A 23,573-nucleotide genomic window follows, 5' to 3' on the forward strand; every position below is an offset into this window, starting at 1 on the left:
GCCGGCCAGCTCGTCATCACCGGCCGGCGCCGCCTCCTCCGCCTTGCCCGCCACTGGCCCTGGACCCGCGAGATCACAGTCGCCCTCGAACGCCCGTGACTCCGGGCTCACGACGGGGCCCGCCGCGCACCACCTGTGTCAGGTCGTGCTCGTACAGCGGCTGCCGTTCAACGTGAAGTCGAACGGGGGCGCGTTCGTGCCCTGCCAGCTGGCCAGGAAGCCGAAGGAGACCGTGCCGTCGGCCGCGACCGTTCTGTTGTAGTCGGCGGCCTGGGCCGTGACGCGGGCGCCGTCCTGGGCGAAGCTCGCGTCCCACATCTGGCCGACCTGCTGACCGTTGCGGAAGGACCAGGCGATGCTCCAGCCGTCGATGGCCTTCGCGGTGGTGACGCTGATGGTGGCCTGGAAGCCGTCGGGCCACTCGTTGACGAGGTCGTACTCGACCTCGCAGGAGATCTCGTCGCTCTTGCTGGGGCTAGGCTTCGGCGCCGCGCCGCTCGCGGTGGCCGTGGAGGTGCCCTGGGGCTCCGGGTCGGGCTTGTCCGAGGGTGTCGTGGACGTGTCCGGGGTCGACGGGTCGGGCGACGTGGACGGGGTCGCGCCCGCCGGGACGGTCACCCCGGACGGCAGGCCGCCCGGGTCCGCCACGGGCTGGCCGTCGGTCGCGCCGCCCTTCGCGGAGACATCGTTGCCGGAACCGTCGAAGGGCATCAGCGAGACGGTGAGCGCCAGGGCGGAGACGATGACGGCCGCGACCAGGATCGCTGTACGGCCGATGCGCGGACGGGACACCCCGATGGTGAGACCGGTGTCGATGCCCGCTTCCCCGCGCCCGCCGAGCAGACCGGCCTCGGCCGCGCGGCGGCGCCGTTCGAGGTAGGCGAGCCCACCCCAGCCGATGACACCGCCGGCGAGCGCGGAGGGCAGTCCGCTGGCCCCGCCGTACAGTCGCAGACAGGCGGCGGCCTCGGCGCACTCCACGCAGGTCGCGAGGTGCCGGGAGAGATCGTCGGGGATCTCGGCGCCCTGCGAGCGGGAGACCGCGTCGAGCAGGCGGGCGAAGGCGCGGCAGTCGGAGTCCATCGGGCTGTCGATGAGGTTGCGCTGGCACCGGTCTCTGAACAGGCCGCGTACCTGGGCGAGTTCCTCGGCGGCACTGTCCGGGTCGAGGCCGAGCCGGCGGGCGACGACGGGCAGCGGCAGCGACTCCACGTCGGCCAGCCAGAGCAGGGCGGCGTCCGGTTCCTGCATGTCGCGCAGGGCGCGCAGCGCGAGCGGGCGGCGCAGCGGCGGGCCCACGTACCGGGCGGCCTTGTCGGAGTTGAGCCACAGTCTCAGGTCGGGGTCGAGATGGTTGCCGTGCCCGGTCTCCTCCCAGGACGCGGCGGTACTGCGAACTGCCGCCAGGAGCAGGGGTATCCAGGGCAGGCGGGGTATGCGGCGTCCGGTGCTGCGGGCTCCGAAGTCGGCGGCGCGGGCCGCGTGGATACCGTGCGTGAACGCCTCGGCGGCGAGTTCGGTGCCGGCGGACGCGCCGGACGTGCAGAGGTCGGCGTACGAGAGGACCGCGTCCCAGCACTCCGAGAACAGCGCTGCCTCGGCGGCGTCCTGAGGGGTCGGCAGATCTGGCATATGGGGGGACTCCAGCATCAACGGCTTGCACACGCCAACGTCAAGGTCAACTGACCCCAAGAACAGGGGAGTTGGGAACCGTTTTGCAAAACGGAGCCCGAGCTTTTCACGTTTCCCGCACAACTGACAAGCGACGTATTCACATGTCGTCACATGTCAACGCGGACTCGCCGTACGGGGTCCGGAGTTACTGGGAACCACGCGTGGTTCCCAGTCCCCCCATACGGTTCGAGGCGGTGTTCCGTTCAGACTTTCGACCCAGTTCTTCGACCCGGATCTCGACTCAGATCTTCGTCGCCGGCTCCCGGGCCGGCAGGCTGTCCATGAAGGAGCTGACGGAGAACACGGCACGGCCGGGGCCGGGTTCGCCGTAGCCGGGGGGCGAGTCGAGGCCGAAGTCGTCCATCGTCTGGCGATACGCCTGAAGCAACCGGATGTGGTACTCCAGCGGCGCGCCCTGGGGGTTGGCCTTGCCGAGCGGGGTCGTGGGCTCGGGGCACCAGGTGGTGAAGCGGGGCGTGATGCCCTGCGACATGAAGAAACGCAGGCCCTCGGTGGTCGACTCGATCGCCTCGTCGACCGTCTTGAAGCCGAACGGCTCGGCCATCTCCACACCCGCCACGAAATTGGGGATGACATTGCGCGCGCCGAAGATCTCCGCCGAGTCGAGGATGCGCTTGTGCCATTCGGCGCGGCCGACGTAGCGCTCCTTGCCGGGGCAGTGCAGCTTGAAAAGGTACTCGTCCCACACCTCGTAGTTGGGGTGGTAGATCTGCACGCCGTAGTCCTTGAAGCGCTGTACGTCGTCCTTCGGCAGCGCCTGGGCGACGACCTTGCCGATCCAGCGGCCCGGGAAGCGCTCCTCGATGGCCTTGGCGTAGTGGCCGTAGAAGTCGGCCTCGTCGCGGCCCTGGAGCTTGGAGGTGATGGCGCCGCCGGTGAGGGTGTAGGCGGTGGACGCCTTCGCCGTGTCGTACCGGTCGATGATCTCCAGGGCTTCGAGGACCTCCTCGACGTCCTTGACGCCGGTGTAGGGCCGCCCGGCCGCCTTGTGCTGGCGCCAGTTGTGGTTGATGTCGCAGTACTGGCACTCCTCCTTGGCGCCGAAGTACTGGCAGACCCGGAAGACGGTCAGGTAGATGAGGTAGCCCCACTGGATGGTGGGGGCGACCTCCATGACGGACTTCCCGTTGGAGAGCTTGTGCTTGTAGTACTCGGGCATCGGCGGCACGCCGACGTCCGAGATCCGCTTCCCGTCGAGGTAGAGGCCGAGCACGCCGTGCTCGTCGGCGGCCACCCGGTAGGGCGACGTCGGGTTCACGCGTACGGACACGACGGTCCGGCGCAGGTCGTACGGGCCGCCGGTGAGGATGATCTCCTCCGGCGGGCGGCGCAGCGCGGCCTCGCCCAGCTCGGGGAGGGTGCCGTGGTCGAAGGAGAAGATGAAGTACGACTTCGGCTTGACGTCGCCGCTCTCGTTGTCGCTGAGCGCGGACGGGTCGAAGGCCACACCACCCCTGAGCAGGTCCTCTTTGAAGACGGCCTCGCGCGGTACGTGCGGAAAGCGCTCCATCAGATCCTCGACCAGCGCGGTGCGGCTGCCCATCCCGTGTCTCCTCCAGCTCCGGCGGTATTCCGGCGTTCGACTCCTCACGGTATGCCCCCGCCTGCGTGTCCGTGGCCTCGGGGCCCCTCGGGCATGTCACACACCACTGCGTGAGAAGGTCGACACATCTGAGCGGAGGGACGGACCCGATGGCCGAGACGCTGACCAACTGGGCGGGCAACATCACCTACACGCCCAAGGAGCTGCACCGACCGCACACCCCGGCCGCTCTGCGGGCGCTCGTCGCGGAGAGCGCGCGGGTGCGGGTGCTGGGCAGCGGGCACTCGTTCAACGAGATCGCCGAGCCGGGCGACGGCGGTGTCCTGCTCTCCCTGGCCGCGCTTCCGCCGGAGATCGACGTCGACACCACGGCCCGTACGGTCCGGGTCGGGGGCGGGGTCCGGTACGCGGAGCTGGCCCGGGTCGTCCACGGGCGCGGGCTCGCGCTGCCCAACATGGCGTCCCTCCCGCACATCTCGGTGGCGGGCTCGGTGGCGACCGGTACGCACGGTTCGGGCGTCGGCAACGGTTCGCTGGCCGCCCCGGTGCGCGAGGTCGAGCTGGTCACGGCGGACGGTTCGACGCTGACGATCGCACGGGGCGAGGACGGCTTCGACGGCGCCGTCACCGCGCTCGGCGCCCTGGGCGTCGTCACCGCCCTCACCCTGGACCTGGAGGCGGACTTCGAGGTCGAGCAGTACGTGTTCACCGAACTGCCCCTGGAGGGGCTGGACTTCGAGGCCGTGGCGGGTGCCGCGTACAGCGTGAGTCTGTTCACGGACTGGCGCGGTCCGGGCTTCCGGCAGGTGTGGCTGAAGCGGCGCAGCGACCAGTCACCACCGGACTTCCCGTGGGCCGCGCCCGCCACCGAGGCGATGCACCCGGTGCCGGGAATGCCGGCCGTGAACTGCACGGAGCAGTTCGGGGTGCCGGGCCCCTGGAACGAGCGACTCCCCCACTTCCGGGCGGAGTTCACCCCGAGCAGCGGCGAGGAACTCCAGTCGGAGTACCTCCTGCCACGCCCGTACGCCGTGGACGCGCTGCGCTCCCTCGACACGATCCGGGACGTGATCGCGCCGGTCCTCCAGGTCTGCGAGGTCCGCACGATCGCCGCCGACGACCAGTGGCTGAGCCCGGCGCACGGGCGGGACAGCGTGGCGTTCCACTTCACCTGGGTCGCGGACACGGAGGCGGTGCTGCCCGTCGTACGCCGGGTCGAGACGGCCCTGAACCCGTTCGGCCCGCGTCCCCACTGGGGCAAGGTGTTCGCCGTACCGGCGGAGGTGCTGCGCGGCCGGTACCCACGCCTGCCGGACTTCACGGCCCTGGCCGCGTCCCTGGACCCCTCGGCGAAGTTCACCAACACGTTCGTACGGGAGATGCTCGGCGACTGATCCGCCGGGTGTGCCGCCAAGTGCGGGAAGACTTTCTTCAGCCCCTTTCCTAACCCCTTGTCGAACCTCCCCCACTGCCCATAACCTGGCGCGGCGCCGGTGCCGTCGCGCACGGGTCTGTCTGCACTGAGGTCTGCACGGCGAGGGGGCAAGCCCGGTGGTGAAGCGCACATCACGTGACATCCGCACCGCGAACCGCTATGAGGTGCTGCGCCAGATCATCGCCCACTCCCCCACCTCCCGCCAGGAGCTGGCGGCGGCCACGGGGCTGAGCCTGGCCACGGTCGCCACGCTCGTCGGTGAGCTGCTCGATCTGCGGATGATCACGGAGGTCGGGTTCGAGGACTCGGCGGGCGGCCGCCCCCGGGGGCTCGTGGCCGTCAACGCGTCGGGGGGCGCGCTGATCGGCGTCGACATCGCGGAGACGTACGTCCATGTCGAGCTGTTCGATCTCGCGCTGAACGTGCTGGCCCGCGCCGACGAGGACATGCGCCCCGGCGAGAGCCTGCCCGAGCAGGTGGTCAGCCATGTGGCCGCCGCCGTGGGCTCGGTGGTCGCGCAGGCCGGTATCGAGGGCGCGCGGGTGCTGGGCGTCGGGGTGAGCGTGCCGGGGCAGGTGGACCGGGACACCGGTGTCTCGGAGTACGCGCCCAACTGGGACTGGCACGACGTGCCGCTGCTCGACCTGCTGTCCGAGGTCATCGCCTATCCCCTCTACCTGGACAATCCGCTGCGCGCCGGCGCGGTGGCGGAGATGTGGTTCGGGGCGGCGCGCGGGCGCGGGGACACGGTGGTGGTCAACCTCGGTACGGGGGTCGGCGCCGGGCTCGCGCTCCAGGGCGGGCTGTACCGGGGGGTGAGCAACAGCGCCGGCGAGTGGGGTCACACCACGCTCGTCCTGGACGGACGGCTGTGCCGCTGCGGCAACCACGGCTGCGTGGAGGCCTATGTGGGCGCGCCCGGCATCATGGTGAACCTGCGGGAGATCGCCCCGGGGAGCAGTCTCCTGCACCCCGACGACCAGACCGCCACCATCGACGCACTGGCCCGGGGCGTGGACGAGCGGGACCCCGTGGCGCTCAAGGTCGTACAGGAGACGGCCCGTTACATCGGCGCGGGCATCGCGAACCTGGTCAACGTCCTCAACCCGGAAGTGGTCGTGCTCAGCAGCTGGGTGGCCCGCAGGCTCGGCGAACCGCTGCTGCGTGAAGTGCGCGAGGCCGTCGGGCGGCACGCACTGCCACGGCCGATGGCCGCCACCGAGATCGTCCTGTCCGCCATCCCCACCGATCCGGCGTGTCTGGGCGCGGCGACGTTCGCCCTCGAAGGCGCGCTGTCCTCGGCCACCCAGCGGTCGTCGTCCGCCCGGCGCACCGGCCCGATGCCCCTGAAGTAGGTCCGGGCCAGCAGCCAACCAGCCCTGCGCGAACCGCGGTTGACGCGGTCCGCGACTTCGTCGTGTCCGCCGTCGACCCGCTGCGTCCGACATCCCGAACGCCCGGCAACGTTTCGAACGGGCTTCGTCCAACCCCTTGCCGAAGCCTTAGCCGAAGGTTAACGTCCCGCTCCGCACCTCCTGTTTCAGCCACTCGGCGTTGAGCCCGTGGCCCGCAGCCGCACTAGAGACAAGGACGTCACCATGTCGGCCATGAGCAGCAACTGGGACCGCCGATCCATCCTCCGGGCCGCAGCCGGCCTGTCCGCCGCGGGCGCGCTGACCGCCTGCGGCGGCAACAACGGCCGCTCCGGCGGAGGCAGTTCGGGCAAGAACCTCACGCAGTTCTTCCACGCGTACGGCGAGGCGGGCACCGAGCAGGCCATCAAGAAGTACGCGAAGGCCTATGAGGGCGCGAACGTGACCACGCAGTGGATCACCGGCACCAACTTCGAGAGCAAGCTGTTCTCGTCGCTGCTCACCGACCAGGCGCCGGACGTCTTCGAGTTCCACCCGCAGCTCCAGCTGATCAAGAGCGGTCAGGTGGCGCCGCTGGACGACATCATCAACCCGGTGAAGTCCGACTTCAATCCGGCGGACATCAAGTCGCACACCGTCGACGGCAAGGTCTACGGCGTCCGGATGATCGACGACCCGCAGTTCTTCTACTACCGCAAGTCGCTGCTGGAGAAGGCGGGCCTGGGCGTCCCCCAGACCCTCGAGGAACTCGCCGAGGCCGCCGAGAAGCTCACCACCGACAAGGTCAAGGGCCTGTTCCTCGGCAACAACCTGGTGTCGACGAACTACGCCCTCGTCTGGGCGGCCGGCGCCGACCAGCTCAACGACAAGAACGAGATCGCGTACCACACGGACGACGTGGCCGCGGCGCTGAAGGTGTACCGCAAGATGTTCACCAGCGGCCATCTGCTCCTCGACGCCCCCGCCGACTACTGGGACCCCTCGGCGCTGGTCCAGGGCCTCACCGCGATCCAGTGGTGCGGTATGTGGGCGATGCCCGTGATGCAGAAGGCCCTCGGCGACGACCTCGGCATCTTCCCCTTCCCCTCGGCGGCCTCCGGCGCCAAGCCGGCCGTCTACAACGGCGGTTGGTCGATGTTCGTCAACGCCAAGGGCAAGAACGTCGACCTGGCCAAGGAGTACGTGAAGTGGCTGTGGATCGACCAGAAGGAGTACCAGGAGGACTGGGCGCTCAGCTACGGCTTCCACGTTCCGCCGCGCACCTCGCTCGCCGAGTCCGCCACCAAGCTCAAGACGGGCCTGCCCGCCGAGGGCGTCAAGCTCTTCACCGACTACGGGCGCTTCGACAACATCTCGTGGACCCAGGCCATGATCACCGCCCTCGAGGGTGTGATCGCCGACGCCGTCCGCAAGGGCGTCGATCCCGAGAAGGCGCTCGACACGGCGGACGTGAAGGTCAACCGCGAGCTCAAGACGCTCTTCGGATAGGCCAACGGACGGGCAGCGAACGGACAGGCATCGACATGTCGACCACCACGCGCGAACTCGCGCGCCCCGCCCCGGCCAAGGTCCCCAGGACCAAGCCGCGGCGGGGCGTGGCGGGCGCCACCCTCAACTTCTGGATCTTCACCGGCCCGTTCCTCCTCGGCCTGGTGATCTTCGTCTACATCCCCATCGGCTGGAGCCTGTGGCTCAGCTTCTTCGAGGCACGCTTCACCGTCACACCGGACAAGTTCGTCGGCTTCGACAACTACAAGTGGATGCTGACGAACGACTCGTTCGTCAAGTCCCTGGGGACCTTCACCGTCTTCGCCGCGATCATCGTGCCCGTCACCTGGGCGTTCTCCCTGGCGCTGGCGCTGATGGTGAACCGGCTGCGCTTCATGAAGGCGTTCTTCCGCTCCGTCTTCTTCCTGCCGGCCGCGTGCAGCTTCGTCGCCGCCTCGCTGATCTGGAAGATGTCCCTCTTCAGCGGCGTCCGGTTCGGCCTCATGAACACGATCCTCGGCTGGTTCGGCGTCGAGAACATCGCCTGGCTGGCCGACCCCAGCCCGCCCTGGTACTGGCTGGTCATCGTCACCGTACGACTGTGGCTGCAGGCCGGCTTCTACATGATCCTTTTCCTGGCGGCGCTCCAGAACATCCCGCCGGAGCTGTACGAGGCCGCCGCCATCGACGGCGCCAAGCCCGGCTGGCAGACCTTCCGGTACATCACGCTGCCCCAGCTGCGGGCGACCTCGACCGCCGTGATCCTGCTGCTGCTCGTGGCCGCCTACCAGGCCTTCGACGAGTTCTTCAACCTGCTCGCGAAGACGACCTGGGGCCGCCCGCCGCTCGTCGAGCTGTACTACATGGCCCTGGGCGACAGCCAGGACTACGGCGCCGGCAGCGCGGGGGCGGTCATCCTGACCCTGCTGATCTGCACGGTGACCCTGCTCCAGGGCAAGCTCATGGGCTTCGGAAGGGGGGAGCAGTCCAAGTGACCACCACCATCGAGACCCGCAAGGCCGACGCCGGGCCCCCACCGCCTCCCAAGCGCCGCGAACGCAGACGCGACCGGCGCGGCGTGATCGGCTCCACCGGCCTCTACCTCGCCACCGGCATCTGCGCCCTGCTCTTCCTCGTCCCCTTCTATCTGATCGTCCGCAACGCGCTGTCCACGGACGCCGAGATCACCGGCGAGAACTGGCAGTGGTTCCCCACCGACATCCAGTGGGGCAACATCAGCGAGCTGTTCAGCGACGAGACGGTCCCCTTCGCGCACTCCCTGTGGAACTCCTGGCTGGTCGGCGTCGGGCACACGATCGGCACCCTGCTGGTCTGCTCGCTCGCGGGCTACGGCCTCGCCCGTATCCCGTACAAGCACGCCAACAAGATCTTCTACGCCGTTCTGGTGACCCTGATGGTCCCGGCCGCCGTCACCTTCGTGCCCAGCTTTGTGCTGGTTTCGTCGCTCGGCTGGGTGTCGTCCTTCCAAGGGCTCATCGTTCCGGGGCTCTTCAGTGGTTTCACCTGCTTCCTGTTCCGGCAGTACTTCTTGGGGTTCCCGAAGGAGTTGGAGGAGGCGGCGCGCGTGGACGGGCTCGGTTACTGGAGCGCGTACTGGCGCATCGTCGTGCCCAACTCGCTGAACTTCTTCGCCGCTATCGCGACGATCACGTTCATCAGCGGCTGGAACGCCTTCCTCTGGCCCCTGGTCATCGGTCAGGATCAGGAGGCCTGGACGGTGCAGATCGCGCTGTCCTCGTACATGACCAACCAGACAGTCAACTTCCATCTGATCTTCATGGCCACGGCCGTATCGATCCTGCCCCTGGTGTTCGTGTTCCTCTTCCTCCAGCGCTGGCTGGTGCAGGGGGTCGCACAGACCGGCATCAAGGGCTGAGCCGCCCGCCCACCGGGCTGAACTAGGAGACCGATGTCCTCCCGCACCACGGCCACCTCGACCGACTACGTCGAGGACGTCTCACCCGGCAGCGGGGCCCTTCCGCCCCGCGCCTGGTACGCGTCCTCGGACGCCGGTTCGCTGTCCCTGAACGGCAGCTGGAGTTTCCGGCTGTCGCCGACCGCCGACGGAGCGGACGACTCGTTCGCCGCGCCGGGGTACGACGCCGGGGACTGGGCCGAGGTGACGGTCCCCGGGCACTGGGTCCTCCAGGGCGACGGGGCCTTCGGCTCGCCGATCTACACCAACCATCTCTACCCGTTCCCGGTCGACCCGCCCCGCGTGCCGACCGAGAACCCGACCGGCGACCACCTGCACGTCTTCGACCTGCCGTCCGACTGGCCCGACCTGTCGGACGGCGGGGCGGTGCTGCGCTTCGACGGGGTCGAGTCGTGCGCCCGGGTGTGGCTGAACGGCACGGAGATCGGCGAGTTCAAGGGCTCGCGGCTGGCGCACGAGTTCGCGGTCGGGAAGCTGCTGAAGCCGAGCGGCAACGTCCTCGCCGTCCGGGTCCACCAGTGGTCGGCGGGCTCGTACCTGGAGGACCAGGACCAGTGGTGGCTGCCGGGCATCTTCCGGGACGTCACGCTGCTGCACCGCCCGGCGGGCAGCGTCCTCGACTTCTTCGTGCACGCCTCGTACGACCACACGGCCGGTGAGGGCACGCTCCGCGTCGAGTCCGACATCGCCGGGCGCGTCACCGTGCCCGAACTGGACATCGATGTCAGGACCGGCGAGCCGGTGACGGTCCCCGTCGAGCCGTGGACCGCCGAGACACCCCGCCTCTACGACGGTGTGCTGGTCACGGCCGGTGAGCGGGTGCCGTTGCGCATCGGCTTCCGGACCGTCGAGCTGTCCGACGGGCTGATCAAGGTCAACGGCAAGGCGATCCTCTTCAAGGGCGTCAACCGCCACGAGTGGCACCCCGAGCGAGGCCGCGCCCTCGACCTGGAGACCATGCGGGCCGACGTACTGCTGATGAAGCGGCACAACCTCAACGCCGTCCGCACCTCGCACTACCCGCCGCACCCGGCCTTCCTCGACCTGTGCGACGAGTACGGCCTGTGGGTCATCGACGAGTGCGACCTGGAGACCCACGGCTTCACCGAGCAGAACTGGCGCGACAACCCCGTCGACGACGACCGCTGGACCCCGGCCCTCCTGGACCGCGCGTCCCGGATGGTCGAGCGCGACAAGAACCACCCGTCGGTCGTCATCTGGTCGCTGGGCAACGAGGCCGGCACCGGACGCGGGCTGACCGCCATGGCCGAGTGGATCCACAGCCGCGACAGCTCCCGGCTCGTGCACTACGAGGGCGACTGGGACTGCCGCGACACGGACATGTACTCCCGCATGTACGCCGACCACGCGGAGACCGAACGCATCGGCCAGGGCCAGGACGGCGGCACGCAGAAGCGCCGCCAACTCCCCTTCATCCTCTGCGAGTACGGGCACGCCATGGGGAACGGCCCCGGCGGCATCGCCGACTACCAGCGGATCTTCGAGGCCCACGACCGCATCCAGGGCGGCTTCATCTGGGAGTGGATCGACCACGGCATCAAGGACGAGCGGTTCGGCTACGCGTACGGCGGCGACTTCGGCGAGGAGCTGCACGACGGCAACTTCGTCTGCGACGGCCTGATCTTCCCGGACCGCACGCCCTCCCCCGGGCTCGTCGAGTACAAGAAGGTCATCGAGCCGGTCCGCATCACGGGCGACGGCACGGACGGGACGGTCCGGGTCACCAACGCCTACGACTTCGCCGACCTCTCCGCACTCACCTTCGAGTGGTCGTACGACGTCGACGGCACAGCGGTCGAGACGGGCACCCTGGCGGTGCCCGCGACGCTGGCTCCCGGTGAGTCGGCCGACGTGAAGCTGCCCGAGCCGCCCGCCAAGGCGCGGGGCGGTGCCGAGTCGCTGTGGACCGTACGGGCGCTGCTGGCGGACGAGTCGGCCTGGGGCGAGCAGGGGCACCAGGTCGCCTGGGGTCAATTCCCGGCGTCCGCACGCCCGTTGCCGACGGTCACCGCCTCGGCCGCGCCCGCCTCGGCCGACGGGGTCGTCACCCTCGGCCCGGGCACCTTCGACGCCCGCACGGGCGCGCTGAAGTCGATCGGCGGCCGCGAGGTCCAGGGTCTGCGCCTCGACGTGTGGCGGGCGCCCACCGACAACGACTTCGGCGCGGCCTGGCAGCCCGACATCCGCTACGGCGTGCTGTGGCGCAAGCTGGGCCTGCACCGGATGCAACACCGCCTGGACTCCGTGGAGTTGGGCACGGACTCACTGACGGTACGGACCCGGGTGGCGCCCGCCGCCGCCGAGGTGGGCCTGAACACGGCTTACCACTGGACGTCCGACGGCGACAGGCTGAAGCTGACCGTGACCGTCGATCCGGAGGGCGACTGGACGCTGCCGCTGCCGAGGCTCGGCATCCGTCTGGGACTGTCGGCCGCGGACCGGGTGACCTGGTTCGGCGGCGGCCCCGGTGAGGGCTACCCCGACACCGACGCGGCTTCCATGCTGGCCCGTTGGGAGTCCACGGTCGACGACCTCCAGACGCCCTACCTCCGCCCGCAGGAGAACGGCGCCCGGACCGACGTCCGTTGGGCGGAGATCGGCGGACTGCGGGTCGACGGCGACCCGGAGTTCTGGTTCACGGCCCGCCGCTGGACGAGCGAACAGCTCGACGCGGCCGAGCACCTCACCGACCTCGCCCCCGGCGACACGGTGTGGGTCAACCTCGACCACGGCCAGCAGGGCATCGGCTCGCAGTCCTGCGGGCCGGGCGCGCTTCCGCAGTATCTGCTGCGAGTTCAGCCCGCCGAATTCTCCGTTGTCTTCTCGGTCATCGACGACTGAGTATGTTACCGGTCACACGGCCGTTCGGCTCCCCAGCCGGACGGCCGTGTTCGTGCGTCGCAAGCTCCCGGAGGTTCCCTGAGTGAGTGGTTCCATCGAGGTCCGCGGCCTGTCCCGGACCTTCCACACCACCGTGCGGCGTCCCGGTTTCACCGGCGCGCTGCGCTCCCTCGTCCAGCCGGAACGGGTCGCGAAGGACGCCGTCTCCGACATCACCTTCGACGTGGCGCCGGGTGAACTCCTGGCCCTGCTCGGCCCGAACGGCGCCGGCAAGTCGACGACCATCAAGATGCTCACCGGCATCCTCACCCCCACGTCCGGCGAGGCACGCGTCGCCGGCGTGGTGCCGTACCTGGAGCGGGAGCGCAACGCCCGCAACATCGGGGCGGTGTTCGGCCAGCGCACCCAGCTCTGGTGGGACCTGCCGGTACGCGAGTCGTTCTCGATCCTCCGGGACATCTACGAGATACCCAAGCCCGAACACGACGTACGGCTGCGGGAGTTCGACGACCTGCTGCAACTCTCCACGTTCTGGGACACCCGAGTACGGCACCTCTCTCTGGGCCAGCGGGTGCGCTGCGACCTGGCGGCGGCGCTGCTGCACGACCCGCCGGTGGTGTTCCTGGACGAACCCACGATCGGCATGGACGTGGTGGTGAAGGAACAGGTACGGGAGTTCCTGCGCCACCAGGTGGAGGAACGCGGCCGGACGGTGTTGCTGACCACACACGACATGACGGAGGTCGAGCGGCTCGCCGAGCGGGTCGTCCTCGTCAACCACGGCCGGCTCGTGCTGGACGGCACGCTGGACGAGATCAAGAAGAGGTTCGGCTCGACCTGGCAGGTCCGGGCGACGCTGGCCGACCCGCACACGGAGGTGGCGGCACTCCCCGGCATCGCGCTCCTGCGCCGCGAAGGCCCGCAGGTGGTCTTCGGCCCCGAGGGCCCGTCCGCTCCGACGGTCCACCAGGCGCTCAAGCGGGTCATCGAGCGGTACGAGGTGACGGACATCGCCCTCGACGAGGCCGACCTGGAAGACGTGATGCGGGCCGCGTACGTCCACGCCGAGGCCCCGACACCGGGCGAAGGCGGCTGACATGGCCGTCCTGCACGCCTGGCGGGCCACCAGGGTCACCCCCCTCGGTGAGCTGCACGCCCCGCCCCGGATGACCGCCGCCCTGGTCCGCCTGACCGTCCAGGTGGTCCTGGTCGCGTCCCTGTGGAACGGCCTGTACCAGCAGACCGGTACGACGGCAGGCCTCGACCGCGAGCAGGCGGTGACGTACGCCGTGATGGCCGTACTCGCCTCCCGCCTCAGGGAGTTGGACCAGTACGCGGGCCGCGACTCGGTGCTCCAGCACATGCACTTCGGCACGATCGTGTACTGGTACCTGCGCCCGCTGCCGCCCCAGCGCTACTACGCACTGCGGGCACTCGGCGAGCAGTTGTACGGGTTCGCCTGGGCGCTCGCCGGGTACGCGATCTGCCTGGCCGTCGGGGTGATCGAGCCGCCCGAATCGGCGGCCGTGGCAGGGGTGTTCGCGCTGAGCCTGCTCCTGGGCCAGCTGGTCCTGTATTACGTCATGCTGGTGATAGACCAGCTGTGCTTCTGGACGCTGCGCAACGGCGCCGCGATGCTCATCCTGATCTTCGCGCAGAACCTGCTGTCCGGGGTGTACGCACCCCTGTGGTTCTTCCCGGACTGGTTCATCACCCTCAGCGCCTTCCTGCCCTTCCAGGCCACACTGAGCGTGCCGCTGTCGCTGTACGTGGGGCGCATCCCGCTCTCGGACGCCGCGTTCCAACTCGCCGTGCAGACCGGCTGGATCGTCCTCCTGGCCCTGTTCACCCGGTTCCTGTGGAGCCGGGCCGCCCGACGTGTCATCTCCCAGGGAGGCTGAGCCCGTGAACGCTGTCCGCATAGCGTGGCGCATCACGCGCCTCAACTTCCGCGCCCAGCTGGAGTACCGCTCCGAGTTCCTGCTGATGATCGCGATCGGCGCCGTCTGGCAGGTGTCGGTCATCGTGTTCGCGACGGTGCTGCTGACCCGGTTCACCGGGATGGGCGGCTGGGACAGCTCGGAGGTGCTGCTGATCCCGGCGACCCGGATGCTGGCGCACGGCATCTTCGTGTTGTTCCTCGGGAGGATGCACGGCATCGGCAAGATCATCCAGGAGGGGATGATCGACACCTATCTGGTCCGCCCGATGCCGGTGTACCGCCAGGTCCAGTTGTCCGTCTTCCCCACCAACGCCATCGGCGACCTGACGGTGGCCGTCGGCCTCATGGTCGGCGCCCTGTCCCGCAGCAACCTGGACTGGACGGCGGGCCGCATCTCGTACCTCGTCGTCTGCGTCCTCGGCGGAATGCTCCTGGAGGCGGCCCTGTTCACGGTGGTCGCCTGCGCGTCGCTGCGCTTCCCGGCCGCCGACTACTGGGGCCGCTGGCTGGAGGAGCTGCTCGGCACGTTCGGCAGCTATGCGCTGAACGTGCTCCCCAGGGCGGTGAGCGGCCTCCTCACCTTCGGCCTGCCGCTCGCGTTCGTCGCGTACTTCCCGGCGGCGGTACTGACCGGGCACGGCGACGACACGGGGGTGCCGTACTGGCTGGCGGCGGCGTCGCCGGCGCTGGGATTGGTGGCATTTCTGGGGGCGCGGTGGCTTTGGCGGTGGAGTTTGGGGCACTACACGGGGGTCAACGGGTAGCAGGCGCGGGGGCCCAGTCCGGCGTACGTGGGGCGCAGCCACATCGGGTCAGGATTCAACCGCCGCCGAGATTCGCGGCCATACCGGCCTTTTGGCGCGCCCGCCACAGCTTCAACAGGACTGAGAGGTCGTCAAGTCCGTTTCTGGTAGTGGCCTCACCCGGATTGGGCGAGGAAGCCTTGGCGGGCAAGACGTCCGAGGCTGCTTCGGGTGGCGTTCGGGCTTGGGTCGCCGGTGGCCAGGCCCAGCACTTGTGCCATTCGCGGAGCCTGATTGCCTGGTCAGGGTGCTGGTTGAAGGCGCTCACGATGGCCTGGTAAGCGCTGTTCGACTCGGGGGCTCGGGTTCGGCACCTGCCGGTGCGATCTCCACGATGGTCTTTCGGGCGGTAGCCAGGTCCGTAAGCCGTGTTTCGGTCTCGGCCAGGGAGGCGGTGAGGTGTTCGATCTGGTCGCGTAGTTCTCCAGCCCGGTGGTGGTCTCGTCGTGCTGGACCTGGAACGTTGCCAGAAGGTCGGTGACGTTCACGCGGCAGGTAGTGAGCGTTTCGCGGGTTGCTGGCCCACACATGACCCACGGCCCCCTGTCTACAGGGTGAAACGTCAACCGTTGTCGTCGGTGGGCGCCCACCCCACCGCAAGCAGATGTGAGCTTGCGGCGAGCAGCTCCGGGTCCGACTCAGCCGCGCGGCCGTCATGGCGGACGCGATCAGGTCATCGGTGAGCCCCACCTCACGGCGGCTGTGGCAACTGGCGCGCAGTACAGGGCAGCGAGTCAGAACTCAGGTGCACGGGCAGAGCGATCGGCGCAATGATGTACCCGGGCCTGCGTCCCCTGTCGGTGATAGCTCCGCGGCAGGCCTGAGGAGTTCCCTCATGGTTCACGGACGTCACAGTTTCCAACTGTCCTTCGCTCTGATCGACTGCACAGGGTGCGGCGCCTCCCGCATCCGCAGCGTGACGTGTCCTGACTGCGGCAAGCGACCAGCGCCATGGGAGATCAATGACAAGGCCGCTGCGCGAACTGCAGCCATCCAGGAGTCGGCCCTACTCCTGGACCGGTCAGAAACCCCACCCACCGTTGGGTCTTTCACTCTTGACGACGTCCAGCGAATGTTCGAACGTCTAGAAGACTGGATGCCAGAATTCTTCCAGGCCATGGGTGCAGTTAGCGCAGGAGATCCTAATGCCGATGCGAAAATTCATTCTGCGATACAGGGAATTTCCGCAGAACGCGCACTGCTAGCAGCAGCTCCCCGCCTACGCCCTTGGGTGCTCATTGTCGAATATGTAGAGATGTGTGTTTCACAGTTTATTCGCATGGCTCGCTGCTATCTACAAGCCCTAGGTGCGACTACACCCTTGACGGCGCAGAACAAATCAGACGAAGCTCAGAGTCATCTGGATGCAGCGACTCTTACGATGGAGGAATTGGGGCGCTACGTAAGTCTGCTTGGATCCTTGATGATTTCCGAGCGAACCGAAGACAAGCTCACTATCCTCGTCCAGCAGGCTCAGCAAGACTTCGACGTCTCGGACATCACTGCCCTATTCTCTGCCGCCGACCAATCCCTAGCCAGCGTAATTCAAGCAACCGGAGTGCCCGGCGGCGGCCTCGGCCTTCAGTTTGCACTTCAGGACGTTGCTGCACGCTTTTACGGGGATCAGCAACGCTTCCGTAATGTCGTGAAGGAAAGCTACAAACTGCTTTCCCAGCACCCGTCCTTGTTGTCAGCACTCGCCACTTCCCAAGACTTCCTGCCGGACCTGCAAGAAAGCCTGTTGGAGCTGCATGACGCATCCGCACAAGTCATGCACGCCGTCAACGGTCAATCGATTCCCCGTCAAGTTGGTCGCGCTTTCGTGGATGTTGCCGCAAGTTTGGTAGAAGGCCCGGGTCAACTGCTCGCTATCGCTCTGCTCGCGGGCACCGGTCGAAAATCACGGCCGTATGACAAGCTCCGCCAAGACAACGCGACCGAGCTGCTACGTGCCGTCCGAAAGCACCTGGACTTGGAGCCACTGGTACAGGGATTCAACCTCGGCGTTCGGACAGCCCAAGCCCATCGCATGGTGCGCTACGAAGACGACGGCATCACGATTGACACCAAGGGCGGCTCAGGGAAACTGAGCTGGCACGAACTTGCTGATGAAATCCTCATGGCCTACGAGAGCGCGATGGGCTGCATGGTGGGACTGCAGGTCGCCTTGGCCGAGTCCGGAATATCAGCGCACAGTGCCGACGCCTATAGGGCGTTTGGAATTTCAGCAGCCAGCATGGCCACAATCGGACTCATCTCAGAAGGTTGCGAGAACGTCTCAATCAGCGAGCAGCCAGGCTCTTGGGTAGTAGAGCTGACGCCGCCGCCGACCGCTAAGCTCATCCAACTAGCAGCTGGAATTGCAGCACTGCTACCGGACGAGATCTTGACGTTGACTTTCACTGCCAAGCAAGATTCTGCATTCCATGTCATATCTGGCCCCGCGGCGCCACTGAGAGCATTCTCTCTGGGCGACATTGACGGAGATTCCTACGGGATAGCCACGATCCGGGTGCTTCATTCTTGGGAATATGATGGCAAGCCGTGTCTCACTCCTGCGGTCATGAGACGTTGGGCGGCATATCAAATTCATCTGACACAGCTCGATGGTGCAACCAATCCCATTCCAAGGATGCGCACACTTCGAAGCCTCGCCCTGGAAGTCGGAGACGAAGAATTGGCCGAAACAATTACGGCTACCATGCGATCACTCAGGCTCGGCGATGATACCGATCCTGACACCGCAATACTGGCAGGGAAAATTTCCGCTTGGGGTAATAAAACGGTTGGATTCACCTTCCCATAAGCACCGCCAATCGGATGCCGAGCGCAGAATCTGACTATCTGTCAGGGTGCATGCGCATCGCCTACTCCCGCCCCACGCCCCGACCGCTCACCCCATGCCCGTAGGCGAAGGTCAGCCGTTGGCGGCGGGCGCCGGTCCCACCGCGAGCAGATGAGAGCTGGCGGCGAGCAGCTCCGGGTACGGCTCAGCCATCCGCGCGGCCGCCATAATGGAATCAATCAGGTCATATGCCAGCCCGTCGCCCGGCTGCTACTCGACCGCTTTCACGAGCGACCATGCCGGACCCTCGATCCCGAACACCTTCACGTCGGTAAGCCTCGACTCCCGAAGCGCATCAGCAAGCTCCTCTCCGCGATGGAAGTACGCCATGGTGAAGTGCTCACCGTCGTGCACCGCAGTTCGGGGGATCTTCGCGACGGCCCCTTGCATGCGCTCCGTGTGCAGGTGCGCGTACGTGACGTGCTCGAACAGCGAGGCATATCGGTTGATCGCCGCTGCAGCCACCAACCCGCCCGGCTTCACGACGCTTCCCTCAGACACCGAGAAATCCGCCGATCAGTGGGGTGAGTTGCTGCTCGGGGAGAGCCGCCCCGAGGTGGCCGACGGCTGGACGGATGACGGAACGTCGTACGAGTCTCGAGGGCTCAAGCGTCGGGCTCGCGGGGCTACTCAGTCCGTGCCGATTCCACCGCGGCCCTCGTCAAGATGCTCCGTGACCACATCGCCGCGTACGGCACCGCGCCGGACGGTCGGCTCTTCCGAGCGGCAAGAGAGGGGCGCGTGCGTTCTACGGAGTACAGCGAACTGTGGAGCGCTGCCCGAGTCAAGGCTCTGACCCAGCAGGAAGTGGCGTCGCCGCTCGCAAACGTGCCGTACTCATTGCGGCAAGCCGGGGTCTCGCTGTGGATCAAATCGGGGGTGGACCCCACAGAGGTAGCGGCTCGGGCAGGACACAGCGTCGCGGTGCTCTACCGCTTCTACGCCAAGATTCTTAAGGGGATCAGAGGCGCTCCAACCAACTGATCACCAAGGGTCCTGCCGACGACCAGTAGGCCCGATTCCTGGCCCACAGATGGCCCATACGTACCGGTCAAAGGTGGGATACACGCGAGTCGGGGTGAGCACAGAAAGGGTGTCTCTCAGCGAGAGACACCCCTTCTGACCTGCAAGGCTTCTGACGTGGCGGAAGCGGTGAGATTAGAACTCACGGTGACATCGCTGCCATGACGGTTTTCAAGGCCGTTCCCGTAGGCCACTAGACAACCCACGCCCCGTTCACCCCAGAACCTGGCCATACTTCTCGGCGAGTTCATGGAAACTGCCCGCGCGACCTCGGAAGACGACGACAACGAGCCGAACCAAGTCTTCAGTCCTCCAGGTCGATGACGAAATCCACCACCGTGGTATCTCCGCGCCTCACGATCGGGTGGGCGACCTCCACGATCCGGCCGCTGTCGGCAATGTGGCGCCGGGTGTAGCGCAGCACCGGCACTCCCGTACCGATCCGGAGCGTCTGGGCCTCCTGCTCCTTGGGCATGCCCGTCGTGAAGGACTCGGTGATCCTCGTGATGCGGATGCCGAGGGAGGCCATCTGTGCCCTAGTCCCGCCCGGCCACGGTTCGTGGATCGGATCAGCCACCGGGGTCCCCTCCACGTCGCTCCAGCGGACGTACGAGGTGCTCATCTGGGTGGGGTGGTCGTTGTCGTAGAAGACGAAGTGCCGGGCAAGTAGGCGCTCGCCGACCTCGCACTCGAAGAGGGCCGCCAGGTCTGGTGTCGCTGCCACCCGCTCGAACCTCTTGTCCAAGCGGTACTCGCTCCAGCCGATTCCCTGGTCCCGGGTGTACGGCGTGGACGGAGCGCCGGGCTTGTTGCGGTACCGGTCCGCGGCCATGCGGTGCACAGGAGGCGTCTGCCGTACGAGCGTTCCGGCCCTGGCCCGTGTCTCGATCAGCCCCTCGTTCCGTAGGAGCGCGAGGGCGTTGCGGATCGTCGTCTCCGACACGCGGTAGTGCTCCGAGAGCGCGGGGAGGGTCGGGATCTGGTCGCCCGCGCTGAACTCACCGGACGAGATGCGACGACGCAGTTCAGCAGCGATTCGCAAGTACTCGGGCTGTGCCACTGACCTACCACCGTTTCGAGTGATCGCTGCTTTCTGTGCACACATATTGCCCCGACCGGCTTGACCAACGCCAACCCTGCCCGCCAATCTGTGCACAGATAAGAGTTATCTGTACTCAGAAAGCCGTGGCTACCAGGGGACAAGCATGCCCGAAACGGGTCAATCATGGCGTCGAGAGTTCAAGGCGCACCCTGTCGAGGCCCGTCAGGTCCGTACATGGGTGGCCAGTCGCCTGGAGCATCCGTACGCCGCGCAGGTCGCTCACGAGCTGTTCGCATCCGTTCTCGCCACGGGGACCGAAGCGATCGAGATGACGCTCTCCACCGCAGGCCTCCGCATCCGGATCGCGGCGGCCGGCTCGGTGGAACTGAGCGTCCTGCACAGCCACGGCCCCGGCTTCCAGATCGTCAGCGCCCTCTCCGCCCAGTGCGGCGTCAACACCGACGGCCACGGGCTGTGGGCTCTGCTCAGCGCGAAGGACAAGACGTGAAAGCAATCATCAGAGCAGCAGAGTGGACACTCGGGCCCGAGGCCGCCGAGGGTGCCCCCAAAGAGCCGCTGCACGAGACCGAGTGCACGACGTGCGGAGAGCAGTCCGGGGCCACAGAGGGCGAGCGCCTCCCAGCTGAGGTCTGGGCTCTGAAGCACACCGGCGCCAACCCGACGCACCGGACCTACCGCGCGATCATCACAAGCTTCTGGCGGGTCGTTCCCTCCGAGGGCAACCCCTACCGCGAGTTGGAGGCGCCGTGACCGACGCGAAGCCGAAGGTATGGGTTGGCGACCAGGTTCACGACGTCAACACCGACAAAGAGGGTGTGGTCACCGACGTGAAGTCGGACGGGACTTATGTCCTGCGCCCCCTCTACGTGCGGTTCCGCACATGGACGGTCCCCAACGCGGACGAACTGGAGGTCACCCTGTCTCGCGACGAGCAGATCAGGCGGCGCCGGGAGGAGTCGTGACCGAGTTGCCCAAGCGCGTCCCGACGGATCGCCTCGGCGTCCTGGTCGCGGCGTACGAGTACGAGATGGGCACCTGCTTCCGCTGCTCTCTTCGCCGAGTGCAGGTGACCCGCTTCGGCGAGATCACGAGCAACGAGGGCGAGACCCCGCCGTACGCCTGCCGAGAGTGCGTACAGGAGTTGCTGACCATGTACGAGCGCGCCCTGGAGCGGATGAACACCCAGCCCCGGATCATCCAACTCCCCCGAACCCCTCGCGGAGCAGAGGCCAACTGACCCAGATAGCTCCCCCCGCCCGGGGGCACACGAGTAGGCAGGTGTGGGCTGGAGCCTCACTGCAGTTCCAGCCCACACCCTCGGCTCAGTGATCCGCGCAGCACGGTGTCGGGTCGGCCACCTCGAACGGCACCAAGGTGCCGCCGACGGCGGGCATGGCGGCGAGGACGAGTTCGCCGCCCTGCCACTGCGGCCGCACATGACCATGCGTCACCAGGGTTTGCCCGGCGGGTGGTTGGCCCGGAGTGCCCAGTACCGTCACCCGGCCGATCGCGCTCCGGGTCAGCAACTCCCCTACCGTCAGCGTGCCGTTGAGCGCGTCGGCGCCCGGGTAGACGACCGCACGGCCCACCTCGTCGGGAACCCCGGGCCTCACCTCGTACCCCTGGGCCGTGAGCCGCTCCTCGGCGGTGCGCAGGAGCGGTTCCGACGGCAGGGTGAACGACAGGGCCACCCGGGGGCGTTCGCCCCGCACGAGATGCGTGCAGCCGAACGTGCCCTCGGGGAGGGCGAGTTCGGCCGCCAACGCGAGGAGGAGGTGGTCGGCCGCGCGGAGAGCCGACACCGAGGTGTCGGCCCAGATGGCGTGCGGGGTCACGAAGGCAGCACCCACACCGGGTTCGTGTAGAACCACAGGTCGCGCCACGGGTCCGCGTCGCCGACGACGTCGATGGCCGGGCCCGCCGGGTCGACCGCCGCGCCCAGCGAACCTACGGCGGACCGGTTGCCGTCGCTGCCGCGCAGGCGGACGTACAGCGGGCGGTCGACGCGGCCGAGGTCGTATGTGAGGCGGAGCGTGCCCGTGGGCTGGTTCACCTCGTACGTCTTGACGACCTTGGCCGAGGGAGCCGTGAAGGTGTCCCGGTCCGCGACCGGGCCGGTGACATCGCCCTGGATGACGTCCACCTTGGCCAACTTGGGCAGGAACCCGGCCCAGTTGGGGCCGTCGGCCAGTGTCACGTCCACCGTGAGCGTGACCTTCGTGCCTCGCTTCACGTGCAGCGCGCCGCCTAGCGTGCTCCAGCGGCCGGCACCCGAGACGCGGACGTCCAGGGCGTCGATCAGTTGGCCGTGGTCGACCCAGATGCGGCCGGCCCGGATGCCGTCCATGACGGCCGCGTAGGAGAAGCCGTCGGAGCCGACGTGGGTGCGGCTGTACTGGCCGGGCCAGTAGTCGCCCTGGGTGATGTCGATCTTGCCGCCGTAGGCCGGGTCCTCGTAGCGGCCGTTGGTTTCGAAGCTGCCGCCGGGGCCGCGTACCGCGGTGTCCGCGTAGACCTGGTGGGAGTCGGAGTTGGCGGTGATCCACCAGGGCTTGCCCTCGGCGATCAGGCTGTCCCAGAGGCCGCCGACGGTGGCGGTCATCCAGTCGAAGCCGCCCCAGGTGCGGTAGCTCTCCAGAGGGTAGCCGGGGAAGGAGTTGGCGCTCGGGTTGTTGTCGTAGATCCCTCGGGCGCGGCCCGGGCCGAGCGGGGCGGGCAGACCGGCGGCCTGGTGGCCGGGCGCGCCCTCGAAGCCGACGGCGATCTGGTGGCTCGCGGGGCTCGCGTCGCGCCAGGCGCGGATCTCGTGCGGGGAGTCGACACCGCGCCGCGCCGGGTGGTTGGCGAGCATCAGCGCGTCCTTGACCTTGCGCCGCTTCACCTGGTCGGAGAGGAAGGCCAGGCCCGCGACGGCGAGCGCCTCGTTGGCGGGCGTGGAGTCGGAGGCGTTCTTCACGCTGCCGTCGTAGTCGGTCTCGAACTGCTTGAGGACGGAGACCTCGTTGTTGCCGGGGTGCACGAACACCGTGGCGTGCTCGGCGCCCGGGATGTTCCACTCCAGGCCCTGGAAGACGAGGGTGTCCTCGTACGCGGCACGGGCCGCCCTGATGTCCGGGTTGACCTTGTCCACACCGATCTTGGCGTGCGTGGCCGAGCCGTGGTCGGTGATGACCAGCCAGTCCATGCCGTGCTTGGCGCCCTGGCGGACCTGGTCGACGACGCGGTACTTGCCGTCGCTGCTGTACTGCGTGTGGATGTGGTGGTCCCCGGTCAGCCACAGGAAGCCGCCTCTTCGGCGGGAGTTGGTGGTCGCGTAAGCGGGAGCGGCGGCCGTCGGGGCGACGACGCTCGCGGCTGCGAGGCCCGCGCCGAGCAGGCCGGCACCGCGCAACAGCGTGCGGCGCGACCGCTGTTCGGGGTTCAGTTCCTCGTCGGGCACGGACGTGTCGAGGGCGGCGGGCAGCGCCGTACCGTCCTCGGGACCGTGTGCGTGATGGTGGTGATGATCGCCGTGTCCGTGCGAGTGCCCGTGCCCCATGGCTGC

19 protein-coding genes and 1 pseudogene are annotated in these 23,573 nt (G+C 67.9%); 14 read left to right on the plus strand and 6 right to left on the minus strand.

What is annotated here, in order from left to right:
• Positions 1–138: 138 nt before the first annotated feature.
• Both ACWCRB_RS14930 and ACWCRB_RS14935 read right to left on the minus strand, forming a co-directional pair.
• Positions 139–1,632 carry a cellulose binding domain-containing protein gene (locus tag ACWCRB_RS14930; protein ID WP_450996431.1) on the minus strand — a complete coding sequence of 498 codons (1,494 nt, stop codon included), beginning with the start codon at positions 1,630–1,632 and terminating at the stop codon, positions 139–141.
• Between the two features lie 283 nt (positions 1,633–1,915).
• Positions 1,916–3,238: a radical SAM protein gene (locus ACWCRB_RS14935; RefSeq protein WP_450996432.1), complete on the minus strand. Its 1,323-nt coding sequence runs from the start codon at positions 3,236–3,238 to the stop codon at positions 1,916–1,918.
• Positions 3,239–3,387: 149 nt separating this feature from the next.
• Here ACWCRB_RS14935 and ACWCRB_RS14940 point away from each other — a divergent pair, with 149 nt between their 5' ends.
• The 10 genes from ACWCRB_RS14940 (at position 3,388) to ACWCRB_RS14985 (ending at position 17,904) form a co-directional block, all read left to right on the plus strand.
• The gene (locus ACWCRB_RS14940) at positions 3,388–4,632 is read left to right on the plus strand and encodes an FAD-binding protein (RefSeq protein WP_450996433.1); all 1,245 of its coding nucleotides are present in this window, start codon (positions 3,388–3,390) and stop codon (positions 4,630–4,632) included.
• 160 nt (positions 4,633–4,792) lie between these two features.
• Positions 4,793–6,028, plus strand: a complete 1,236-nt coding sequence (locus ACWCRB_RS14945; RefSeq protein ID WP_450996434.1) for an ROK family transcriptional regulator — start codon at positions 4,793–4,795, stop codon at positions 6,026–6,028.
• 243 nt (positions 6,029–6,271) lie between these two features.
• On the plus strand, positions 6,272–7,534 hold the full coding sequence (locus ACWCRB_RS14950) for an ABC transporter substrate-binding protein (RefSeq protein WP_450996435.1): 1,263 nt from the start codon (positions 6,272–6,274) through the stop codon (positions 7,532–7,534).
• Between the two features lie 35 nt (positions 7,535–7,569).
• Positions 7,570–8,529, plus strand: a complete 960-nt coding sequence (locus ACWCRB_RS14955) for a carbohydrate ABC transporter permease (RefSeq protein ID WP_450996436.1) — start codon at positions 7,570–7,572, stop codon at positions 8,527–8,529.
• Positions 8,526–9,431 carry a carbohydrate ABC transporter permease gene (locus ACWCRB_RS14960; protein WP_450996437.1) on the plus strand — a complete coding sequence of 302 codons (906 nt, stop codon included), beginning with the start codon at positions 8,526–8,528 and terminating at the stop codon, positions 9,429–9,431. Before ACWCRB_RS14955 ends, ACWCRB_RS14960 begins: the two co-directional genes overlap by 4 nt.
• A gap of 33 nt (positions 9,432–9,464) precedes the next feature.
• A complete protein-coding gene (locus ACWCRB_RS14965) occupies positions 9,465–12,353 on the plus strand; it encodes a glycoside hydrolase family 2 TIM barrel-domain containing protein (RefSeq protein ID WP_450996438.1) in 2,889 nt (962 codons plus the stop codon).
• 82 nt (positions 12,354–12,435) lie between these two features.
• Positions 12,436–13,449 carry an ABC transporter ATP-binding protein gene (locus tag ACWCRB_RS14970; protein ID WP_450996439.1) on the plus strand — a complete coding sequence of 338 codons (1,014 nt, stop codon included), beginning with the start codon at positions 12,436–12,438 and terminating at the stop codon, positions 13,447–13,449.
• A gap of 1 nt (position 13,450) precedes the next feature.
• A complete protein-coding gene (locus ACWCRB_RS14975; protein WP_450996440.1) occupies positions 13,451–14,254 on the plus strand; it encodes an ABC transporter permease in 804 nt (267 codons plus the stop codon).
• A 4-nt stretch (positions 14,255–14,258) separates the two neighbouring features.
• Positions 14,259–15,059 (plus strand): ABC transporter permease, encoded by an 801-nt coding sequence (locus tag ACWCRB_RS14980; protein WP_450996441.1) that lies wholly within the window; start codon positions 14,259–14,261, stop codon positions 15,057–15,059.
• 1,135 nt (positions 15,060–16,194) lie between these two features.
• On the plus strand, positions 16,195–17,904 hold the full coding sequence (locus ACWCRB_RS14985; RefSeq protein WP_450996442.1) for a hypothetical protein: 1,710 nt from the start codon (positions 16,195–16,197) through the stop codon (positions 17,902–17,904).
• A gap of 111 nt (positions 17,905–18,015) precedes the next feature.
• On the opposite strand, the pseudogene ACWCRB_RS14990 reads toward ACWCRB_RS14985, so the two are convergent.
• Together ACWCRB_RS14990 and ACWCRB_RS14995 are read right to left on the minus strand one after the other, a co-directional pair.
• Positions 18,016–18,429: pseudogene (locus ACWCRB_RS14990) on the minus strand (SAM-dependent methyltransferase); the annotation flags it as partial.
• A gap of 841 nt (positions 18,430–19,270) precedes the next feature.
• Positions 19,271–20,008, minus strand: a complete 738-nt coding sequence (locus tag ACWCRB_RS14995) for a GntR family transcriptional regulator (RefSeq protein ID WP_450996443.1) — start codon at positions 20,006–20,008, stop codon at positions 19,271–19,273.
• Between the two features lie 238 nt (positions 20,009–20,246).
• On the opposite strand from ACWCRB_RS14995, the gene ACWCRB_RS15000 reads away from it, so the two are divergent.
• Genes ACWCRB_RS15000 through ACWCRB_RS15015 form a run of 4 tightly spaced genes read left to right on the plus strand, consistent with a single transcriptional unit; the run spans position 20,247 to position 21,266 of the window.
• Positions 20,247–20,516 (plus strand): hypothetical protein, encoded by a 270-nt coding sequence (locus ACWCRB_RS15000; RefSeq protein WP_450996444.1) that lies wholly within the window; start codon positions 20,247–20,249, stop codon positions 20,514–20,516.
• Positions 20,513–20,779 (plus strand): DUF7848 domain-containing protein, encoded by a 267-nt coding sequence (locus ACWCRB_RS15005; protein WP_450996445.1) that lies wholly within the window; start codon positions 20,513–20,515, stop codon positions 20,777–20,779. Before ACWCRB_RS15000 ends, ACWCRB_RS15005 begins: the two co-directional genes overlap by 4 nt.
• Positions 20,776–20,991: a hypothetical protein gene (locus ACWCRB_RS15010; protein ID WP_450996446.1), complete on the plus strand. Its 216-nt coding sequence runs from the start codon at positions 20,776–20,778 to the stop codon at positions 20,989–20,991. Before ACWCRB_RS15005 ends, ACWCRB_RS15010 begins: the two co-directional genes overlap by 4 nt.
• Positions 20,988–21,266, plus strand: coding sequence for a hypothetical protein (locus ACWCRB_RS15015; protein WP_450996447.1), 279 nt, complete (start codon positions 20,988–20,990; stop codon positions 21,264–21,266). Before ACWCRB_RS15010 ends, ACWCRB_RS15015 begins: the two co-directional genes overlap by 4 nt.
• A gap of 85 nt (positions 21,267–21,351) precedes the next feature.
• Here ACWCRB_RS15015 and ACWCRB_RS15020 read toward each other — a convergent pair whose 3' ends face one another.
• Positions 21,352–21,864: a hypothetical protein gene (locus ACWCRB_RS15020; RefSeq protein WP_450996448.1), complete on the minus strand. Its 513-nt coding sequence runs from the start codon at positions 21,862–21,864 to the stop codon at positions 21,352–21,354.
• Positions 21,861–23,567, minus strand: a complete 1,707-nt coding sequence (locus ACWCRB_RS15025; RefSeq protein WP_450996449.1) for a PHP domain-containing protein — start codon at positions 23,565–23,567, stop codon at positions 21,861–21,863. Before ACWCRB_RS15025 ends, ACWCRB_RS15020 begins: the two co-directional genes overlap by 4 nt.
• Between the last annotated feature and the right edge of the window lie 6 nt (positions 23,568–23,573).

It is taken from the genome of Streptomyces sp. NPDC002156, assembly GCF_053593675.1.

Bases quoted from the DNA above. Each gene is read 5' to 3' on its own strand.
- ACWCRB_RS14930 (WP_450996431.1), bottom strand. From the start codon at position 1,632: ATGCCAGATCTGCCGACCCCTCAGGACGCCGCCGAGGCAGCGCTGTTC.
- ACWCRB_RS14935 (WP_450996432.1), bottom strand. From the start codon at position 3,238: ATGGGCAGCCGCACCGCGCTGGTCGAGGATCTGATGGAGCGCTTTCCG.
- ACWCRB_RS14940 (WP_450996433.1), top strand. From the start codon at position 3,388: ATGGCCGAGACGCTGACCAACTGGGCGGGCAACATCACCTACACGCCC.
- ACWCRB_RS14950 (WP_450996435.1), top strand. From the start codon at position 6,272: ATGTCGGCCATGAGCAGCAACTGGGACCGCCGATCCATCCTCCGGGCC.
- ACWCRB_RS14955 (WP_450996436.1), top strand. From the start codon at position 7,570: ATGTCGACCACCACGCGCGAACTCGCGCGCCCCGCCCCGGCCAAGGTC.
- ACWCRB_RS14965 (WP_450996438.1), top strand. From the start codon at position 9,465: ATGTCCTCCCGCACCACGGCCACCTCGACCGACTACGTCGAGGACGTC.
- ACWCRB_RS14975 (WP_450996440.1), top strand. From the start codon at position 13,451: ATGGCCGTCCTGCACGCCTGGCGGGCCACCAGGGTCACCCCCCTCGGT.
- ACWCRB_RS14985 (WP_450996442.1), top strand. From the start codon at position 16,195: ATGCCAGAATTCTTCCAGGCCATGGGTGCAGTTAGCGCAGGAGATCCT.
- ACWCRB_RS15025 (WP_450996449.1), bottom strand. From the start codon at position 23,567: ATGGGGCACGGGCACTCGCACGGACACGGCGATCATCACCACCATCAC.